Genomic DNA, 16,744 nt, shown 5'->3' with positions numbered 1-16,744 from the left:
GCTCTCGCCCTCCGGCACTGTCCCATAGCGATCTTCCCCTCGACGTCCCCCCGACAGGCTATCAGGTATAGCCGTTCAACCGGCCGTCAACCAGTTGCAGGGTGTGCTGCACGCCGGGAGGATCGGCCTCGCCGCCGAGTTGATGCACGAGGTAGACCACCGTGCGCCCGGCCAGCCACTCATCGAGCCAGCGAGCGATGCGCGAGGCGGTCCCGGCATCCAGGCCGGCGAAGGGCTCGTCGAGGATCACCAGGACCGGGTCGCGCAGCACCAGCCGGGCCAGCGCCAGACGGCGGGCCTGCCCGCCCGAGAGCCGGCGGCCCCCCTCCCCGACCCGGGTCTCGAGCCCCCGGGGCAACGCCTCGGCCCAGTCGGCCAGCTCCACCGCCGCCAGCGCCCGCCACAGGTCGGCCACGCTCGCCGCAGGGTCGGCGATACGCAGGTTGGCGGCCAGGCTGTCGTCGAACAGGTCGACCCGCTGGGTCAGCATCGCCACCCGTTCGGCGAGCCGCGACGGTGACAGTCGTCCGACCTCGAGACCGCCCAGCCGGACCCGCCCCTCGGTCGCGCCGAGCCGACCGGCGAGCAGGGCGGCGACGCTGGACTTGCCGGCCCCGGAGCCGCCGGTGATCGCCAGTCGCTCGCCGGGGGCCAGGGAGAACGAGACATCGTCCAGCGCCGGCACCAGGGCCCCGGGGTAGTGCAGCGTCACCCCCTCCAGGCTCAGCGCCGGCGGGCCCGGCGGCAGCCCCTCGCCCGCCTCCACGTCGGGCGGTCGAGCCGCCTCCAGGGCGTTGAGACGCTCGGCGGCGGCCCGGGTGGCCCCCAGCCGCGTGAAGGCCAGGGGCAGGCCGGCCAGGGCCTCGTTCATCGCCAGCACCGCCAGGACCATCATCACCACCAGCGGCCCCGGCAGGGTACCGGCGTCATGGGCCAGGGCCGCCAGCCACAGCACCGCCGCCAGGGTCACGCCCACCGCCACGCCGACCAGGGCATTGCCCAGCGCCGCCCGCTGCCCGAGCCGGCGCTGGTCGGCCTCGATGCGCGCCTCGAGGGTGTCCAGGCGACGGCGATGCTCCGCCAGGCTGCCGTAGGCCTCCAGTTCGGCGAGGCCCTGCAGCTGCTCGATCAACCGCCCCCGCAACCGCTCCAGGTCGGCGACCTGGCGGTGGCTCGTGGCCATGCCGAGGCGTGCCTGCCCCAGCGTGATCCAGGCGAGGGCCAGGCCCAGCAGCACGACCACGGCGGCCCCCGCCGCCGGCGACCACAGGGCGAGGAAGCCCCCCAGCCCGAGCAGCGCCAGGGCCGCCACGGCCGGCGGCGCCAGCAGCCGCAGGTAGAGGCCGTCGAGGGTGTCGATATCGGCAGTCAGGCGGTGCAGCCAGTCGCTCGCCCGGCGCCGCGACAGCGCCCGGTCGTCCAGCGCCGCCAGCACGCCGAACAGCCGGCCGCGCAGGTCGGCCAGCAGCCTCAGCACGGTATCGTGGTTGTAGAGACGTTCGAGATAGCGTGACACCGTGCGGGTCACGGCGAAGGCGCGAATGCCGCCGCCGGGCACGTAGACGTCCAGGCTCGCCGCCAGCCCGGCCACCATCGCCAGGCCGGCCAGGGCACTCGCGGTGATGAACCAGCCGGAGAGTGCCAGCAGGCCCACGGCGGAGAGCAGCGTCAGGGCCATCAGGGCCGCGCCCGCGACCAGCCGCCCCCGCCGCCGGTCGAGCAGGCGCAGCCAGGGGGCGAAGGTGGTGCGCAGGGTGTCCCCGCGCCGGGGGTCAGTCATGCCGGGCCTCCTGCGCCGCTCGTGCGACCGCGCGCCCCCCGACCAGCTCGAGCCGGCGATCCGCCAGCGCCATCAGCGCCGGGTGATGGGTGGCGATCACCAGGCTGCGCCCCGCCCCGGCCAGCTCACCCAGGGCCGCGACCACCCGGGCCTCGGTGTCGGCATCGAGGCTGGCGGTGGGTTCGTCGAGCAGCACCAGCGGGGCCGGCGAGAGGAACACCCGCGCCAGCGCCAGGCGCTGGGCCTGGCCGCCGGAGAGGCCGACGCCCCGCTCGCCCAGCGGCGTCGCCAGCCCCTGGGGCAGGCCGGCCACCAGCTCGCCGAGGCCGGCCCTCCCTAGCGCCGCCCGCATGGCGGGCTCATCGGCCTCGGGTGCGGCCAGGCGCAGGTTGTCGGCGAGGCTGCCCTGGATCAGCAGCGGACGCTGGTCCATCCAGGCGAAGGCGAGGCCGGCGGCCAGCCGCCGCTCGCCCTGCCCGGGGCCGACGAAGCCGGCGAGCAGCTGCAGCAGGGTCGACTTGCCCGCCCCCGACGGCCCGGTGATCGCCAGTACCTCGCCCGGCCGCACCGCCAGGTCCAGCGGCCCCAGCACGCGCCCCCGGCCGGGGTATTCCACCGTGACGGCGTGCAGGGTCGCCAGCTCGCCCGAGGCGGTCGGCACCGGCCCCCGGTCCCCGTCACGCCCGGGAGCGGGCGCCTCATCGAGCAGCGCCACCAGGCCATCGGCGGCCCCCAGCGCCGCGGCCCGGTCGTGGTAGTGCTGCGACAGGGTGCGCAGGGGCTGGAAGAATTCCGGCGCCAGCAGCAGCACCAGCAGGCCGGAGAAGAGCGTCAGCCCGGGCGAAGGGCCGTAGTCGATATAGCCCAGCAGGCCGAAGCCCACATAGATCGCCACCACGGCGATGGCCACCGAGGCGAAGAACTCCAGCACCGCCGAGGAGAGGAAGGCCAGGCGCAGGGTGCGCATGCTCAGGCGCCGATAGTCGTCGGCGGCGGCGTGTACCTCGGCGGTGGCCTCCCGGGTACGGCCGAACAGCTGCAGGGTGGTGATCCCCCGCACCCGGTCGATGAAGTGGCCGGAGAGCCGGGCCACGGCGGCGAACTGCTGGCGATTGAGCCGTTCGGCGCCCATGCCGACCAGCGCCATGAACAGCGGGATCAGGGGCGCCGAGAGCAACAGGAAGAGCGCCGCCAGCCAGTCGAGCCAGACCACCACGACGAGGACCAGCAGCGGCAGCACGACCGCCAGGCGCAACTGCGGCAGGAAGCGGGCGAAGTAACCGTCCAGGGCCTCCACCTGCTCCACCAGTTGGTTGGCCAGCGAGGCCGAGTGGCGCGAGGCCAGGCGCACCGGCCCCAGCCGCGCCAGGTGGTCGAGCAGCGCCGCTCGCGCCCGGCGGCGGATGCGCAGGCTGGCCTCGAGACCGGCCGCCTCCTGCGCCCACTGGGCCAGGGCGCGCAGCGGCAGGATCACGCCCAGGGCGAGAAAGCCCGGCCAGAGTTCGCCCGGGGCCCGCGTCGCCACCACCAGCTCGGATACCAGCCAGGCCAGCGCGCCCATCTGCCCCAGGGTCAGGGCCCCGGCGACCACCCCGGCCAGGGTCGCCAGCCCCAGCAGGCGGCGCTCGGGGGCGGCCAGCTCATTGAGCCAGCGCCGCGGGGTCAGGGCCTCGCCCGGCGTTTCCGGCTCGCTCATGGGCTCAGTGATACCCCTCGCCCACCTTGACCTTGCCGCGGAATACCCAGTAGGTCCAGGCGGTATAGGCCAGCACGATGGGAATCACGAACAGCACACCGAGCAGCAGGAAGAGCTGGGACTCCGGCGCCGAGGCGGCGTCCCAGATGGTGTAGTTCGGCGGCACGATCACCGGCCACTTGCTCGCCACCAGCCCCAGGTAGGTGAAGATATAGACCCCCAGGGTCGCCACGAAGGGCAGCCCCTCGCTGCGGCGGCGGACCGAACGGAACACCACGAAGGCGCAGAACAGCGCCAGGGCGGGCAGGATCCAGATCAGCTGGATATGGTCGAACCAGCGTGCCCAGACGGCCGGGTTCACGAAGGGCGTCCAGAGGCTGATGATCAGGAACACCGCGAGCACCGCGGCCAGCAGTGGCGGCGTGATGCGATAGGCCCACGCCTGCACATAGCCCTCGGACTTCATGATCAGCCAGGTGGCGCCGAGCAGCGCGTAGCCGGCCATCAGCCCCAGGCCGGTGAGCACGGTGAAGGGCGTCAGCCAGTCCAGCGCTCCACCCACGTAGACGAAGTCCTCCACCGCGAAGCCCTGGATATAGGTGCCCACGACCGCGCCCTGGGCGAAGGCGGCCACCGCCGAGCCCCAGCAGAAGGCGCGGTTCCACCAGCGGCGGTTGCGGTGGGACTTGAAGCGGAACTCGAAGGCGATGCCGCGGAAGATCAGCCCCGCGAGCATCAGGAAGACGCCGATGTAGAGCGCCGGCAGGAACACCGAGTAGACCAGCGGGAAGGCCCCCAGCAGCCCGGCCCCGCCCAGCACCAGCCAGGTCTCGTTGCCGTCCCATACCGGCGCCACCGAGTTCATCATCACGTCCCGGGCCGCCTCGTCCGGGGCGAAGGGGAAAAGGATCCCCACCCCCAGGTCGAAGCCGTCCATCAGCACGTACATGATCACGCCGAAGCCGATGATGACGGCCCAGATCAACGAAAGATCGAACATCTCCATGGCTTATCTCCTCCAGGTCGGGGCGGCGTCTTGCTCGAAGGGGGTGTGGGCGGCCGAGAGCGGGCGCATGGGCCGCTCGACCTCGCCTTCCACGGCAGCGTGTTCGTCCTCGGGCAGCATGCCCTGGCGCACCACCCGGGTGAGGTAGTAGACCCCGGCCCAGAACACCACGGCATAGACCGCCACGTAGCCCACCAGGGTGAACAGCGCCATGCCGCCGGTCAGCGACGGCGTCAGGCCCTCGGCATGGGTCATCATGCCGTAGACCAGCCAGGGGGCCCGGCCCGTCTCGGTGACGAACCAGCCGGCGAGCACGGCCAGGAAGGGCGTCACCGTCATCACCCGCATCAGCTGAAGGTACCCGCGATGCGCATAGAGCCGACCCCTGACCCTCAGCCAGAGCCCGGCGACAGCCACGGCGATCATCAAAAAGCCCATCGCCACCATGATCCGGAACGACCAGAACACGATCCACACCGGCGGCTGTTCCTCCGGGGGCAGCTCAGTGATCCCCGGCAACTCGCCGTCCAGGTGATGGGTCAGGATCAGGCTGGCCAGCCCCGGGATGCCGAGCTCGAAGCGATTTTCCTGGGCGTCCTGATCCGGCAGGGCAAACAACAGCAGGGGGGCGCCCTGCTGTGTATCCCAGTTGCCCTCCATGGCGGCCACCTTGGTGGGCTGGTGCTCCAGGGTATTGAGGCCATGGAAATCGCCCACCACCGCCTGGGCCGGCGCCAGCACCAGCAGCAGCCACAGACACATGGAGAAGGCCTTGCGATTGGCCTCGACGTCGCGGCCGAGCAGCAGGTACCAGGCGCTGACGCCGGCCACCACGAAGCCCCCGGTGAGGAACGACGCCATCACCATGTGCGTGAAACGGTACCTGAAGGAGGGGTTGAAGATCGCCGTGCTCCAGTCGGTGATCCGGAAACGGCCGTCGATCAGCTCCGCACCGGCCGGCGTCTGCATCCAGCTGTTGGCGGAGAGAATCCAGAACGACGAGATGAAGGTCCCGATGGCCACCATGATCGAGGCGAAGAGGTGCACGCCCTGGGGCACCTTGCCGCGGCCGAAGAGCAGCACGCCGAGGAAAGCAGCCTCGAGGAAGAAGGCGGTGACCACCTCGTAGCTGAGCATCGGCCCCAGGAAGTTGGAGGCCGCCAGCGAGAAGTTGCTCCAGTTGGTGCCGAACTGGAAGGACATGACGATGCCCGAGACCACCCCCATGCCGAACACCACGGCGAAGACCCGGGTCCAGAACATCGCCAGGCGATCCCAGGCCAGGTTGCCGGTCTTGTAGAAGAGGCCGTTGAGCACGGCGATATAGGACGCCAGGCCGATGGTGAACACCGGAAAGATGGCGTGGAAGGAGACCACGAAGGCGAATTGCAATCGCGACAACAACAGGGGATCCAGTTCCATGGCGCATGCCTCGTCACTGCGATGGGTTCAAAGGGTCGCAAGGGATGCGGCGGCACTCTCCGGTGCCGTTGTGCCTCCGGCCTGGTGCTGGCCCGCCGTGACGCATTCCACCTCGACAGCTCGTCCCGTCAAGCCTAGTTCAGGGACGGGGAGACCATGACGCATCCCGCCGATGATCCGCCTGATGGAACTTTTGGCAGTTTGCGACGTCGCCCCGGGATCATGATGCCGAACGAGGCGTCCCTTGCCGCTGTGTCGCTTTGTCGCAGCCCGGTCGGTCAGACATTGCCGCCCTGCAGCACCAGGTGCACCAGCCAGCTGGTATAGGCAACGAACATCGTCAGCAGCACGGCGCCCTCGAGGCGGTTGATGCGCCCCTGACGCCCCCGCCAGCCCAGGGCGAACACCGCCATCATCGCGGTCATGGTGGTCATCAGGCTCCAGTCGCGCAACAGCACCTCGGTGCCCACCTGGATCGGGGTGATCACCGCCGCCAGGCCCACCACGCCCAGGGTATTGAAGAGGTTCGACCCCACCACGTTGCCCAGCACCAGGTCGTGCTCGCGCCGGCGCAAGGCACTGATCGACGAGGCCAGCTCGGGCAGCGAGGTGCCCACCGCCACCACGGTCAGGCCGATGATCAGGTCGCTGACGCCGAACCCCTGGGCGATGGCCACCGCCCCCCACACCAGGATCCGCGAGCTGACCACCAGCAGCACCAGGCCGATGCCGGTCCAGGCGATCCCGGCGCCCAGCGACATGGGGTGCACCGCCAGGCTCTCCTCCGTCTCCGCCGCCAAGGGATCGGCCCGGTCACGCCGGGCCTGAACGATGCTGGCGCCGATGAAGCCGGCCAGCAGGACCAGCAGCAGCCCCCCCTCCCAGCGACCGATCACCCCGCCCCACATCAGCAGCGCCGAGAGCAGGGTCACCCCCCCCAGCACCGGCAGCTCGCGGCGAATCACCCCCGAGTGCACCGCCAACGGCGAGATCAGCGCCACCAGCCCCAGGATCAGGCCGATGTTGGCGATGTTGGAGCCGTAGGCATTGCCCAGCGCCAGGCCGGGATTGCCCTGCCCCGCCGCCAGCGCCGAGACCATCAATTCGGGCGCCGAAGTACCGAAGCCGATCACCAGCATGCCGATCAGCAGCGGCGAGAGCCCCAGTCGTCGGGAGGTCGCCGCCGCCCCGTCCACGAAGCGTTCGGCGCTCCACACCAGCAGGACCAGGCCCGCCACCAACGCAATTGCAGGAAGCATCATGAGAGTATCTCGGGAACATTCAGGGGTGCATGTTTGACTATGGTGTCGTCCGGGTCAACGTGTCACACTTTCTTACGAGGGTCCGGCCGCCCCCGGATCGACCATTTCAGGGAGAGTGACTGCCGCGGTGCCCAAGCGCTATTTTCGAGTCCCGGCCCTGCCTCGGGGCGACCCCCTGGTGGATCGCTCCCCGCCGGAGGTGCACACCTCGCGTCGACGCCTGCGCGCCTGCCACGAGTGCGACTGGCTGGTGGCCCTGCCGCCGCTGCGCCCCGGCGAGAAGGCCGACTGCCCGCGCTGTGGCCACACCCTGGTCACGCGCCACTTCCGTCCGGCGCAGCGCAGCATGGCACTGGCGCTCTCGGCCCTGCTGGCCCTGGCCATGGCGGTCACCTTGCCCTTCGTCAGCTTCAGCATCGGCGGCATCGGCAACCGCATCGAGCTGTCCCAGACCGCCACCACCCTGGTCGGCTTCCATCAGCCCATCGTCGCCATCGCGGTGATCCTCACCATCATCGTGTTGCCGGCGGTCTATCTGCTGGGCGTGATATGGCTGCAGCTCGGGCTGCTGAGGAACGACCCGCTGCCGGCCAGTCGCAGCATCGCCAGGTCGCTGGCCCACCTGCACCCCTGGATGATGGCCGATGTGTTCATCATCGGGGCCCTGGTGAGCCTGATCAAGATCGCCGGCATGGCACAGATCGAACTCGGCATGGCGTTCTGGGCCTTCTGCGCCTTCGCCCTGCTGCTGCTGCTCACCACCCAGTCCATCGACTCGGACTGGATGTGGTTCTCGCTCGCCGGGGAACCCCGGGCACCGGCAGGCGCGCGCACCGGCGAAACCGCCGCTGCCCAGGGGCTCGCCGGCTGTGCCACCTGCGGGCTGGTCAACCGCCTGGAGCCTGGTCGCCACAGCCACTGCCGGCGCTGTGGCGAACGGCTGCATGCCCGCCTGCCGCACAGCCTGCAGCGCACCTGGGCCCTGCTGATTGCGGCCGCGGTGATGTACATTCCCGCCAATGTCTACCCGATCATGACCACCACCAGCCTGGGCCACAGCTCCCCCTCCACGATCATCGGCGGCGTGGTCGAGCTGATCCAGATGGGGTCCTGGCCGGTGGCCGTGGTGATCTTCGTCGCCAGCGTGATCGTCCCGGTCGGCAAGGTGGTCGCCCTGGGCTGGCTCTGCCTGGTCGTGAAGCGCAGCCACGAGCTCAATGCCGCCACCCGCACGCGGCTCTACCGGATCACCGAGTTCATCGGCCGCTGGTCGATGGTGGACGTCTTCGTGGTGGCCATCCTGGTGGCGCTGATCCGGGCCGGCTCGCTGATGTCGATCACCCCCGGGCCCGCCGCCCTGGCCTTCGGCGCCGTGGTGGTGATCACCATGCTCTCCGCCATGACCTTCGATCCCCGGCTGATCTGGGACACGCCCCTGCCACGCGAGTCCCGGCCGGCCCCCGGCAGCACTCGACAAGGATCCCCCGGATGAGCGATTCCCCGCGCCCCGACGACGCCCCCGAACGGGACATGCAGCGCGCCAGGGCCACGCCCCAGGCACGTCTCTCGCCGATCTGGATCGTGCCGATCGTGGCGATCCTGATCGGGGCCTGGCTGGTCTACGACAACTATCGCAGCCGCGGCCCGCAGATCACCCTGGTGATGAGCAACGCCGAGGGCATCGAGGCCGGCAGCACCTTGATCAAGACCCGCAACGTGGAGGTCGGCCGGGTCGAGCGCGTGGGCCTCTCCGAGGACCTCTCCACCGCGGTGATCACCGCCCGCATGAGCCCCGACACCGAGGACATGCTGGTCGAGGACAGCCGCTTCTGGGTGGTCAAGCCGCGCATCGGCCGCGAAGGCATCAGCGGCCTGGGCACGGTGCTCTCCGGGGCCTTCATCCAGCTCGAGCCGGGCACCAGCACACGCAACATCCGGGAGTTCGAGGTCAGCGACCAGCCACCGGTGGCCCCCGCCGGGGCCGACGGCCTGCGCATCAACCTGGTCAGCCGCCTGGGCCATTCGCTGCGGGTCGGCGATCCGGTGACCTACCAGGGCTATACCGTGGGGCGGATCGAGGACGCCCAGTTCGACCCCCAGACCCGTCGCATGCAGCACCGGCTGTTCATCGAGGCGCCCTACGACACCCTGGTCACCGACGCCACGCGTTTCTGGTCGGCCAGCGGCATCGACCTGCGCCTCGACACCGAGGGCTTTCGGGTCAACGTCGAGTCGCTGGAGGCGCTGCTCGGCGGCGGCGTCGCCTTCGGGGTCCCCGAGGAGCTGCCGGTGGGCAGGCCGGTCCAGCCCGACGCCACCTTCAACCTCTATGCCGATGAGGATGCCGCCCGCCAGGGGACCTTCAACCGCTACCTCGAGTACGTGCTGCTGGTCGACGACACGGTGCGCGGGCTCTCCCGCGGTGCGCCGGTGGAGTTCCGCGGCGTGCGTATCGGTACCGTGGCGGCGGTGCCCTGGAACTTTTCCGCGCCCCAGCCCGACTCCCGCTCGCGCTCGCGCTTCGCCATCCCGGTGCTGATCCGCATCGAACCCCAGCGGCTCGGCATCACCGGCGAGGAACTCGACCTCGACGAGTGGCGCGAGCGCTTCGACCGCCTGTTCGACTTCGGCCTGCGCGCCTCGCTGAAGAGCGGCAGCCTGCTCACCGGCGCGATGTTCGTCGACCTCAACTTCCATCGCGACCTGGCCGACGAGTTCGCGCCCGAGACCTTCGCCGAGCGCAGCGTCTTCCCCACCACCTCCGGTGGTTTCGCCCGGATCGAGGCCCAGGTCACCGACCTGCTCGACAAGCTCAACGCGCTCGACATCGAGCCGCTGCTGGCCGGCCTGGACCGCAACCTCGCCGCCTCCGAGGCGATGCTCGGCGAGGTGCGCGAGCTCACCGCCTCGCTGCAGGGAGTACTCGACGACCCGGACACCCGCGGGATACCGGGCAACTTCAACGCCACCCTGGAGGAGCTGCGCCAGACCCTGCAGGGGCTGTCGCCGGAGTCCACCGCCTACCAGGAGCTGACCGGTGCCGTGGAGCGCCTGGATCGGCTGATGCGCGACCTGCAGCCGGTGGCGCGCACCCTGAGCGAGAACCCCCGTGCGCTGCTGTTCGACAGCCTGGACACGGAAGACCCGCAGCCGCGAGCCCCGAGACGAGATCCCTGAGGAAGGATGCCCATGAGACCCGGACCCAAGACCACCGGAGCCTGGTTGATCGCCGCCGTCGCGCTCCTTTCGCTCGGCGGTTGTGCCAGCGCCAGCTCGCCCTCGACCCGCTACACCCTCCCCGAGGGCAGCGTGGCCACGGCCCCGGTCGATGCTACGGCCGAGCATCTGCTGCTGGTGCGACCGCCACGACTCGCCCACTACCTGGACGTGGAGGGCATCGTGCTGCAGCTCGACGACATCACCCTCAACCAGGCCCGGGAGCACCTGTGGGCCGAGGCCCTGGGCCGCCAGCTCGAGCGCGGGCTGCGGGCCCGGCTGGCCGCACGCCTGCCGGGCACCCGGGTGCTGCTCGACGATGGCAGCGACCGCGGGGTTGACGCGATCCGCCTGCGCCTCGAGGTCGACCGCTTCCAGGGCCGCCATGACGGCCTGGCGGTGGCCGGCGGCCAGTGGCAACTGCGCGGCGCCGACGGCCGCCTGCTCGCCATGGACGGCTTCCACGCCGAAACCGAGCTCGACGCCGACGGCTACCCGGCCCTGGTCCGCGCCCTCGGCCGCAGCTGGGACGAGGTCGCCGACCAGATTGCCGCCGCGGTACGCCGTCAGCACTGACCTCCCGGCGCCATGCACTATGCTGGGAAGACACCTGCGACCCAACCGCCCACAGGGATGTCACCATGCACGAGACCGTTCGGGAGCCATCCTCTCGCCACACCGTCGCCCTCGAGCTCCAGGCCCTGGCGCGGCAGGCCCGCGAGGCGCTGCTGACCGTGCTTGCCACCGAGAGCCCGTCCACGGCGCTCGCCGAGCTCGACCGCGCCGTCGCGGCGCTGGCGCGCATCGACGATCTCGCCAGCCAGCACGACTTCGTCGACCTGCCGATGCTCGGCGATGTCCGGGGCAGCGTCGACCGCCTGGCCTGTGAGCTCTATCACCAGGGGGCCTGCGACGGCCTGGACGAGAAGGCGCGCACCGCCTTCATCGACCGCCACGCCCGGGGGCTCACTGCCCTGGAGGGCATCGGCACGGCCACCGCCCGCCGGCTGTTCGTCCACGGCATCAGCAACCTCGAGCAGCTGCGGGCCCTGGACCCCGCGGCGCTCGACGAGGTCGAGGGCCTGGGTAGCGCCATCCTGGCGCGCATCAAGGCCAACCTCTGAGTAACCGGAGAAGCGCACGGCACAGGGCAATCGCAGATGGCGGTAACGCTCGAGGCTGTTCCGGCGACAGGTCGGCGAGGGGGCGCTGTGAACCCCTCCCTGGGCGCTACCGATTCCATCCATGGAATCGGACCCCCTCTTCGACCTGTCCCCGGCGCCTCTCGCTTTGGGTAACGGCGATTGCCCTGCCGCACGGCAGACGAAAGCTGCATTCCGCTCAGGGCTCTGGCATAATGCGCCCACGCGGCGATCGCTGGTCCCTCCTGCCGCGCCAGATTCCTTTTTCACGCCCCGGCCCGGGACTGGCCACGCCGCTTCGCGTGCGTGGCGCGACCGGGGCGTCTCTGCGGAGACCGCATGACATTTTCCGAACTCGGCCTGCGTGCCGAACTGCTTCGCGCTGTCGAAGAGCAGGGCTATACCGTTCCCACCCCCATCCAGCGCCAGGCGATTCCCGCCGTGCTGGCGGGTGGCGACCTGCTGGCCAGTGCCCAGACCGGCACCGGCAAGACCGCCGGCTTCACCCTGCCGCTGCTGCAGCGGCTGGCCGGCGGCGGGGCACGCCCCGGCGCCCGCCAGGTCCGCGCCCTGGTGCTGACCCCGACCCGCGAACTCGCCGCCCAGGTCGGCGAGAGCGTGGCCGACTACGGCCGCCACCTGAAGATGCGCTCCCACGTGATCTTCGGCGGCGTCGGCCAGCAACCCCAGGTCGATGCCATCCGCCCCGGCCTCGATGTCCTGATCGCCACCCCCGGCCGACTGCTCGACCTGCACCAGCAGAAGCACGTGGATCTCTCGAAGGTCGAGATCCTGGTGCTCGACGAAGCCGACCGCATGCTCGACATGGGCTTCATCCACGACATCAAGAAGGTGCTGCGCGCGCTGCCCGCCAAGCGCCAGAACCTGCTGTTCTCGGCGACCTTCTCCGACGAGATCCAGCAACTCGCCGGCAAGCTGCTCGACAAGCCGGCGATGATCGAGGTGGCGCGGCGCAACACCACCGCCGAACTCGTCGACCAGGCCATCTATCGTGTCGACCGCGAGAAGAAGCGCGACCTGCTCGCCCACCTGATCACCGAGCACCGCTGGCACCAGGTGCTGGTCTTCACCCGCACCAAGCACGGTGCAAACCGCCTGGCCGAACAGCTGTCCAAGCAGGACATCCCGGCCATGGCGATCCACGGCAACAAGAGCCAGTCGGCACGCACCAAGGCGCTGGCGGCCTTCAAGACCGGCGACCTGCAGGTGCTGGTGGCCACCGATATCGCCGCCCGCGGCCTCGACATCAGCGAACTGCCCCATGTGGTCAACTTCGAACTGCCCAATGTCGCCGAGGACTATGTCCATCGCATCGGCCGCACCGGCCGGGCCGGCAGCGAGGGCCAGGCGGTCTCGCTGGTCTGCGTCGACGAGCACGGGTTGCTCCGCGGCATCGAGCGGCTGATCAAGCGCGACCTGGTGAAGCGCATCGAGCCGGGCTTCGAGCCCGACCCCAACGCCAAGCCGGAGCCCATCGAGAACGGGCGTGGCGGTCGCGGCGGGCGCAACGGCCGCTCCACCGACCAGGCGCGTCGAGGCAACGGCGGCAATGCCGCACGCGGGGGTGGCCAGCGCAACGACGGCAACCGCAGCGGCGACGAGGCACACGCCCCGCGGCGGCGTCGCAGTCGCGGCCAGGGCTCCCGCCAGGCCTGATCCGAGCACTGGCGAGCTGTATCGCAATATGCGAATTTAACCCACCATCATACCGGGAAAGCATCAGGAGTGACCATGGATTCACGCCTTCACCGCCACGCCGGCGGCAAGGCCGGCCGCCGACAGGGGTGACGCGCCCATGCTCAAGCGACTGCTGGGCAAGGCACCCGTCGAGGTCTGGGCGATCAAGCAGATCGATCGCGATCTCCTTCACCTCTGTGGTCGGGCCACCCTGGTAACCCCGCGGAAACGCAGGGAGGTACTGGCAGCGCTGGCCGTCGGGACCTTCCAGGGGGCGGTGGCCATGGCCGGCAGCGGGGTGGTGCTCAATGCCCGGCTGTTCGCGGCCCTGGTGCCTCTCGAGTCACTCCGGCTGCTGCCGGACGGGCATGCCCGCTGGCAGGGGCGGGACTGGCGGGTGGCCAAGGTGCCCCAGCGCTGCTGGCCCCATGAGGGGCACCTGATCGCCCAGGCCAGCCCCTATGGCGGCACCACCGGGCTGGTCAGCAGCGAGGATGTCTCGGGCATCCGCCAGCGGGTCGATCGGGAGGCCCCCGGGCTCGCCAAGGCGGTCGACTTCCGCCCCGCCGACGCCCTGGAGGACGACCCGCGGATCGCCCCCAAGCCGGGCGAGCCCGACACGGGCACGCGGCGATCGCCACGCCAGGCACGGGAGTGGCGAAGTGACGACGACCACTGAGCGACACCCCACCGTGACCGACCAGCGTCGGACGCTGGTGGTCTTCGTCATGCTGATGGTGCTGGTGGGGCTCAACCTGCGCCCCGCCCTCTCGTCGCTGGCGCCGCTGCTCAACCGCATCCAGCAGGATACCGGCCTGTCGCCGTTCGCCATCGGCGCCCTGACCACCCTGCCCGTGCTCTGCCTCGGCCTCTTCGCTCCCCTGGCGCCCTGGCTGTCGAAACGCCTGGGGGCCGAACGCACCCTCGCCGGCGCCCTGCTGCTGCTGGCCGGCGGCCTGCTGGTCCGCGGCGCCCCCTCCGCCTCGCTGCTGTTCACCGGCACCCTGCTGGTGGGAGCGGCCATCGGCGTGGCCGGCACCCTGCTGCCGGCGCTGGTCAAGCGCGAGCTGCCCGCCGGCGCCGACCTGATGACCGGCGTCTATACCATGGCACTCTGCCTCGGCGGGGCACTCGGCGCCGGCCTCAGCATCCCCCTGGCGAACGCCCTGGGTGGCTGGCATGCCGGCCTGGCCAGCTGGTCGGCGCTGGCTGCCCTGGCCCTGGTGGCCTGGCTGGCGCTGATGCCGCGTCGCCGGGTCGGGATGACGTTACCGGCAGCCGCCGGCTCGACCCGCGACCTGCTGGGACAGCCGCTGGCCTGGCAGGTGATGCTGCTGATGGGCTCCCAGTCGTCGCTGGCCTATATCGTCTTCGGCTGGCTGCCGACCCTGCTGGTGGCCCGCGGCTACGGCGAGGCCGAGGCCGGCTGGATGATGGGGGCCTCGGTGATGGTGCAGCTGGTCGCCGCCCTGGGCGCCCCCTGGCTGGCCCGGCTGGGCCGGGACCAACGCCCGGCCCTGCTGCTGGTGCTCGGCTGCGTGGCGACGGGCCTGTGGCTGCTGCTGCTGGGGCCGGCCGGCTGGCGCTGGGCCGGGGTGGTGCTGCTGGGTCTCGGCCAGGGCGGCAGCTTCAGCCTGGCGCTGACGCTGATCGTGCTGCGTACCGGCAACTCGCGGCTGGCCGGCAAGCTCTCCGGCCTCGCCCAGGGCGGCGGCTACACCCTGGCGGCCCTCGGCCCCCTGGGCGTCGGCGTGATGCTGCAGTTCGACGTCGGCCTGCCCGTCATGACCCTGGTGCTGCTGCTGGTGACGGCCTTCGCCGCCGGCATCGCCTGCCTGGCCGGGCGCAATCGCCGCCTGGAGATCGACGAGCACGGGCAACTGGTGACTCGGCGGTAACCACCAACACCGCAGACAACCGCCGGCACCGCTTCGCGGCGCATCGCCCCGCAAAGCGTGGCTCCCACAGGGGCGAGAGTACGCGAGTGAGGGGTGATATCATGCGCGCCACACTCACCCGACAGGAGCGACGATGACGGCGGCCGACCTTCCCCTGCTGGTACTCTACACCGGCGGCACCCTGGGCATGGTGGAGACCCCCCGCGGCCTGGCCCCGGGCGGCGACTTCGAGGCGCGCCTGCGCCGTGCGCTGGACACCCTGCCCCCTGCCCGCCGTGCCACGCTGCCCGCCTTCACCCTCGCCGAATCGCCGGTGCCCATCGACTCCAGCACCGCCACGCCCCTCGACTGGCAGCGCCTGGCTCGGGAGGTCGCCGCCCGCTACCGCGACCACGCCGGCATCGTGGTGCTCCACGGCACCGACACCCTGGCCTGGACCGCCTCGAGCCTGGCCTTCCAGCTGCAGGGGCTCGATCGACCGCTGGTGGTGACCGGCGCCATGCGCCCGCTGGAAGCCGAGAACAGCGACGCCCTGGCCAATGTGGAGACGGCGCTGCGCTTTGCCGCCATCCCCGCCCTGCAGGAGGTGGCGGTCGCCTTCGCCGGCAAGCTGCTGCGCGGCGTCAGCACCCGAAAGTGGCATACCAGTGCCCCGGACGCCTTCGAGAGCCCCAACTACCCGCCGCTCGGCGAGCGCGTCGACGACGATGCGGTGCTCTACCCCGGCCGCGGCCTGGAGGTCCAGCAGCGCGGGGCGCCCCGCTTCGAGCTGCCCGACTACGCCCCCCTGGCGGAGGGTGGCGTGGCCCGCCTGGTGCTGTGGCCGGGCATCACCGCCCGCCAGGTCGCCGCCTGGCTCGACGACGACCGCCTGCGGGGGGTCCTGCTCGAGACCTGGGGCGGCGGCAACGTGCCGGACGACCCGGCACTGCTCGGCGCGCTGGCCCGGGCCAGCGGCGAAGGCAAGCTGCTGGCCGCCATCAGCCAGTGCCCTCGCGGCAGCATCGCCATCGGCCACTACGCCGCCGGCCAGGGGCTGGCCGATGCCGGCGTCCTCTCCGGCGAGTCGATGACCCCGGAGGCGGCGCTGACCAAGCTGGTCCACCTGCTGGCCCAGCCGCTGGACGACGCCGAACGGCGCCGGCGCTTTCTCACCCCGCTGGTGGGCGAGCGTTGACACCGGCCAGGCAGGGCACGGTGGAAATGGCTATGGTGGAAGTGATGCCGTCCCCGCCAGGAGCGCCGCCATGGAACATCCCGATCACCCCTTCACCGAACTGTTCGAGCAACTGGGCCTCGCCTCGGACCCGGCAGCGATCAAGCGTTTCATCGAGCGCAACGGCCCGATCCCCGAGGAGATCCCCCTGCCCGATGCCCCCTGCTGGAACGAAGGCCAGGCCGAGTTCCTGCGCGAAGCCATCGAAGAGGATGCCGACTGGGCCGAGGTGGTCGACCACCTCAACACCTCCCTGCGCAAGCGTTGACTCCTCGAACCCGCCCCCGGCTGCCTTGACCCCCCGTGCCGGTCAATGTAAAAAAACGTGTACAGACAGGACGCCATGTCCACTCGCACTTTGACGCTGTGCGGGTTCGCTCCAGCGGCGGCCCCACCACCGATCACGCA

General features: G+C 71.0%; 14 protein-coding genes. 9 read left to right on the top strand and 5 right to left on the bottom strand.

From position 1 onward, the window contains the following. Positions 1-61: 61 nt before the first annotated feature. The 5 genes from cydC to MKP05_RS11235 all read right to left on the bottom strand — a co-directional run bounded on the left by cydC (position 62) and on the right by MKP05_RS11235 (position 7,166). Positions 62-1,780 (bottom strand): thiol reductant ABC exporter subunit CydC, encoded by a 1,719-nt coding sequence (gene cydC / locus MKP05_RS11255; protein WP_240568357.1) that lies wholly within the window; start codon positions 1,778-1,780, stop codon positions 62-64. Continuing rightward, a complete protein-coding gene (gene cydD, locus MKP05_RS11250; RefSeq protein ID WP_240568356.1) occupies positions 1,773-3,476 on the bottom strand; it encodes a thiol reductant ABC exporter subunit CydD in 1,704 nt (567 codons plus the stop codon). Before cydD ends, cydC begins: the two co-directional genes overlap by 8 nt. A gap of 4 nt (positions 3,477-3,480) precedes the next feature. Further along, positions 3,481-4,482 (bottom strand): cytochrome d ubiquinol oxidase subunit II, encoded by a 1,002-nt coding sequence (gene cydB / locus MKP05_RS11245; RefSeq protein ID WP_240568355.1) that lies wholly within the window; start codon positions 4,480-4,482, stop codon positions 3,481-3,483. A 3-nt stretch (positions 4,483-4,485) separates the two neighbouring features. Next, a complete protein-coding gene (locus MKP05_RS11240) occupies positions 4,486-5,904 on the bottom strand; it encodes a cytochrome ubiquinol oxidase subunit I (RefSeq protein ID WP_110284979.1) in 1,419 nt (472 codons plus the stop codon). Between the two features lie 278 nt (positions 5,905-6,182). Next, complete coding sequence (locus MKP05_RS11235) at positions 6,183-7,166, bottom strand: calcium/sodium antiporter (protein WP_240568354.1); 984 nt, start codon at positions 7,164-7,166, stop codon at positions 6,183-6,185. 127 nt (positions 7,167-7,293) lie between these two features. Here MKP05_RS11235 and MKP05_RS11230 point away from each other — a divergent pair, with 127 nt between their 5' ends. From MKP05_RS11230 to MKP05_RS11190, 9 genes are all read left to right on the top strand, one after another. After that, positions 7,294-8,658: a PqiA/YebS family transporter subunit gene (locus tag MKP05_RS11230; protein WP_240568352.1), complete on the top strand. Its 1,365-nt coding sequence runs from the start codon at positions 7,294-7,296 to the stop codon at positions 8,656-8,658. Beyond that, positions 8,655-10,343 carry an intermembrane transport protein PqiB gene (gene pqiB, locus MKP05_RS11225; protein ID WP_240568351.1) on the top strand — a complete coding sequence of 563 codons (1,689 nt, stop codon included), beginning with the start codon at positions 8,655-8,657 and terminating at the stop codon, positions 10,341-10,343. The genes MKP05_RS11230 and pqiB overlap by 4 nt, the downstream gene beginning before the upstream one ends. Positions 10,344-10,355: 12 nt before the next feature. After that, on the top strand, positions 10,356-10,958 hold the full coding sequence (locus MKP05_RS11220) for a PqiC family protein (RefSeq protein WP_240568350.1): 603 nt from the start codon (positions 10,356-10,358) through the stop codon (positions 10,956-10,958). 65 nt (positions 10,959-11,023) lie between these two features. Beyond that, complete coding sequence (locus MKP05_RS11215; RefSeq protein ID WP_240568349.1) at positions 11,024-11,506, top strand: helix-hairpin-helix domain-containing protein; 483 nt, start codon at positions 11,024-11,026, stop codon at positions 11,504-11,506. Positions 11,507-11,863: 357 nt separating this feature from the next. Continuing rightward, on the top strand, positions 11,864-13,201 hold the full coding sequence (locus tag MKP05_RS11210; protein WP_240568348.1) for a DEAD/DEAH box helicase: 1,338 nt from the start codon (positions 11,864-11,866) through the stop codon (positions 13,199-13,201). A gap of 139 nt (positions 13,202-13,340) precedes the next feature. After that, positions 13,341-13,901, top strand: coding sequence for a hypothetical protein (locus tag MKP05_RS11205; RefSeq protein WP_240568347.1), 561 nt, complete (start codon positions 13,341-13,343; stop codon positions 13,899-13,901). Positions 13,902-13,956: 55 nt separating this feature from the next. Then, a complete protein-coding gene (locus tag MKP05_RS11200; protein WP_240568372.1) occupies positions 13,957-15,120 on the top strand; it encodes an MFS transporter in 1,164 nt (387 codons plus the stop codon). A gap of 133 nt (positions 15,121-15,253) precedes the next feature. Continuing rightward, a complete protein-coding gene (locus MKP05_RS11195) occupies positions 15,254-16,297 on the top strand; it encodes an asparaginase (protein WP_240568346.1) in 1,044 nt (347 codons plus the stop codon). Between the two features lie 70 nt (positions 16,298-16,367). Then, positions 16,368-16,604, top strand: a complete 237-nt coding sequence (locus MKP05_RS11190; protein WP_110284987.1) for a DUF2789 domain-containing protein — start codon at positions 16,368-16,370, stop codon at positions 16,602-16,604. Positions 16,605-16,744 lie beyond the last annotated feature (140 nt).

Source organism: Halomonas flagellata (assembly GCF_022487945.1).
GTDB lineage: Bacteria > Pseudomonadota > Gammaproteobacteria > Pseudomonadales > Halomonadaceae > Halomonas > Halomonas flagellata.
Note: the sequence above shows the minus strand (reverse complement) of the source record. Positions and strands in the feature narration are given on the sequence as shown.

Coding starts and splice junctions, on each gene's coding strand:
- cydC (WP_240568357.1), bottom strand. CDS start 1,780: ATGACTGACCCCCGGCGCGGGGACACCCTGCGCACCACCTTCGCCCCC.
- cydD (WP_240568356.1), bottom strand. CDS start 3,476: ATGAGCGAGCCGGAAACGCCGGGCGAGGCCCTGACCCCGCGGCGCTGG.
- cydB (WP_240568355.1), bottom strand. CDS start 4,482: ATGGAGATGTTCGATCTTTCGTTGATCTGGGCCGTCATCATCGGCTTC.
- MKP05_RS11240 (WP_110284979.1), bottom strand. CDS start 5,904: ATGGAACTGGATCCCCTGTTGTTGTCGCGATTGCAATTCGCCTTCGTG.
- MKP05_RS11235 (WP_240568354.1), bottom strand. CDS start 7,166: ATGATGCTTCCTGCAATTGCGTTGGTGGCGGGCCTGGTCCTGCTGGTG.
- pqiB (WP_240568351.1), top strand. CDS start 8,655: ATGAGCGATTCCCCGCGCCCCGACGACGCCCCCGAACGGGACATGCAG.
- MKP05_RS11220 (WP_240568350.1), top strand. CDS start 10,356: ATGAGACCCGGACCCAAGACCACCGGAGCCTGGTTGATCGCCGCCGTC.
- MKP05_RS11215 (WP_240568349.1), top strand. CDS start 11,024: ATGCACGAGACCGTTCGGGAGCCATCCTCTCGCCACACCGTCGCCCTC.
- MKP05_RS11210 (WP_240568348.1), top strand. CDS start 11,864: ATGACATTTTCCGAACTCGGCCTGCGTGCCGAACTGCTTCGCGCTGTC.
- MKP05_RS11205 (WP_240568347.1), top strand. CDS start 13,341: ATGCTCAAGCGACTGCTGGGCAAGGCACCCGTCGAGGTCTGGGCGATC.
- MKP05_RS11200 (WP_240568372.1), top strand. CDS start 13,957: ATGGTGCTGGTGGGGCTCAACCTGCGCCCCGCCCTCTCGTCGCTGGCG.
- MKP05_RS11195 (WP_240568346.1), top strand. CDS start 15,254: ATGACGGCGGCCGACCTTCCCCTGCTGGTACTCTACACCGGCGGCACC.
- MKP05_RS11190 (WP_110284987.1), top strand. CDS start 16,368: ATGGAACATCCCGATCACCCCTTCACCGAACTGTTCGAGCAACTGGGC.